The sequence below is a fragment of the Microbacterium sp. Cr-K20 genome, from assembly GCF_000708325.1.
GTDB lineage: Bacteria > Actinomycetota > Actinomycetes > Actinomycetales > Microbacteriaceae > Microbacterium.
Window position 1 is genome coordinate 1 of sequence record NZ_JARE01000079.1, and the last position, 1580, is coordinate 1580.

Annotated in this window: 1 protein-coding gene; it reads right to left on the reverse strand. The window is 71.3% G+C overall.

Annotation, left to right across the window (positions count from 1 at the left end; translation table 11 throughout):
* Nucleotides 1-1548: HNH endonuclease signature motif containing protein (locus tag GZ67_RS0118395; protein WP_029273981.1), on the reverse strand; the 1548-nt coding region annotated here is incomplete at its 3' end.
* Nucleotides 1549-1580 lie beyond the last annotated feature (32 nt).

Consider the following 1580-nt stretch of genomic DNA (forward strand, 5'->3'; position numbering starts at 1 on the left):
GGTGGGGTCCCACCAGGCGGGTCCGCGGACGTGGGGTGTGCCGTGGCGCATGCGGATCTCCCATCCGGAGGTGTCGAGGGTTCTGTGGTGGTGCCAGCAGAGGGCGACGCCGTTGTCGGTGTGGGTGGGACCGCCGTGGGCGTGCTCGTGGACGTGGTGGATCTCGCACCAGGTCGCGGGGACGTGGCAGCCGGGGATGAGGCACTCACGGTCGCGGAGGGTGATCGCGCGACGCTGATGCGCGGTGAAGATCCGGTCGGCGGTGCTGATGCCGATGATCCGCCCGTGCGGGTCGAACAGCACCCGTTGCACCCCGCCCGCGCACGCGGTGTGGACGGCGACACGGGTGGAGACGGGAGTGTCGATGCCGTCGACGTGCGCCCAGCCGCGGCCGGACGAGTAGTCGTCTGCGGTGACGGACACCACCAGGGTGGGTGCACCGCCGCCCAGGCGTGGGGTGTCGTCGTGGCGGGCGGCGATGCCGAGGATCGCGGCGAGGGTGTCGTGCTGCTTCTGCGACCGTGAACGGGTGTCGACCATCCGCCCCGGGTCACCGGACGGAAGGGCATCGTCGTCCGCATCGGGGTCGGCATCTGCGGGACTTCCCCTCCGCGCCCCGGTGTCGCTGTCGGTGTCGTGGGCGTGGGCGTGATCGGCATCTCTCTCGTCCGAAGGCCGGAACATGACTCCGGGGACGGGTGGTCCGTCGACTTTCGGGTTCAGGTACGCGTCGAACAGACGCTGCAACTGTCCCGCGACCTCCGGCAGCAACCGTCCCCGGACCGGGATCACCCCGTCCTTCGCGCGCCCGAGCGTCAGCCCCCGCACCCGCATCGCGATATCGTCCGCAGGCTCCGCACCATCCGGATCGAGATACTGCACGATCACCTGCGCCAACAACCGCAGATCCTCCGGCGTCGCCGCCGGCGTCGCCGCCGGCGCACCATCCCCACCGGCATCCGCACCCGCATCCGCATCCCCACCGGCATCCGCATCCGCATCGGTTTCGTCATCCACACCCGCACCCGGGTCAGCAACAGAGGTTCCGCGCGCGTACGCGGCCAACTCCGCATCCGCCCGCAACCGGTCAGCCGTCCCGATCCGGGACCCGGCCTGCTCCACCGGCCCGATCGCCGCCAACAGCCCGGCGACCCCGATCGCCCCGTCCACCAACGCCGCCCGCAACGCGGGCCACCGCGCCGGCAACCACGCGCCCGACGACAACCCCACCTCCCGCCGCACCGCCTTCGCGGCCTTCACCACCCGCCCCGCCCCCGCAGCATCCGTGCGCACCACCCGCTGCAGCAACTCGTTCACCGTGCGGCAGCCATATCGCCCGCAGAACGCCGGCTCCCCCGACCCCGCCGGACGCTCATCGACCGACGCGACCGTCTCAACGACCACTGCCTCCACCCGCCGCTGCACCTCACCCGCGACCCGCAACAGCCCCATCTTCTCGTCGTCACCGAGCCGGGCGATCACGTCCGAGCGCAGCACCGCATCCAGGTCAGCGACGACCTGGCCGAGCAGTTCCACGGGGTTGTTCATACCCCTAAGTCAACCCGGGACCACCGACATTC